Source organism: Pyxidicoccus trucidator (assembly GCF_010894435.1).
GTDB classification, from domain to species: domain Bacteria; phylum Myxococcota; class Myxococcia; order Myxococcales; family Myxococcaceae; genus Myxococcus; species Myxococcus trucidator.
The window spans coordinates 1-477 of sequence record NZ_JAAIXZ010000085.1 but is presented as its reverse complement, the minus strand read 5'-3'; the positions used below and the strand labels follow the sequence as shown (position 1 = coordinate 477).

Here is a 477-nt window from a genome sequence, read left to right as displayed (position 1 = left end):
CTGCTCGACCTGGGCGCCCAGGGCAACCACATCTCCAACCAGACGCGCGTCTACGCCCTGCGCCCGGAGGCTCGCAGCCGCCTCAACACCCTCTACATGGTGACGTACTTCGCGGGCGGCGCGGGCGGCTCCTGGCTGGGCACCACCGCGTGGACCCACTGGGGCTGGGCGGGCGTATGCGCGTCGGGCGCGGCCCTGTGCCTCGTGGGACTCGCCGTGCTCGGACTGAGCCGGAACAGCGCTCAGCCCTCCGACGACACACAGCCCCACCACCACTGAATCGAGCGAACGGGCAGCGGCTCCAGCGTCGTGACGTCCACGAGAGGCATCTCGAGCGCCACGACGCCTTCCGCGGAGGAGCGCACCTCTCGCTCGAAGTAGCGACCGGACCGGTTGCTCCAGTCGATGTTCGCGCGCACGAAGTTCCCCAGCCCCTTCAGGTACAGCGACAGTTCCAGACTCGCACTGGACTGTCCC

1 protein-coding gene and 1 pseudogene are annotated in these 477 nt (G+C 69.4%); one reads left to right on the top strand and one right to left on the bottom strand.

The features are described 5' to 3' along the window. Nucleotides 1-279, top strand: a pseudogene (locus G4D85_RS48530) (MFS transporter); the annotation flags it as partial. Here G4D85_RS48530 and G4D85_RS48525 read toward each other — a convergent pair. Beyond that, the coding region (locus tag G4D85_RS48525; protein ID WP_205526043.1) for a hypothetical protein at nt 243-477 on the bottom strand (235 nt) is incomplete at its 5' end. The pseudogene G4D85_RS48530 and the gene G4D85_RS48525 sit on opposite strands and share 37 nt — an antisense overlap.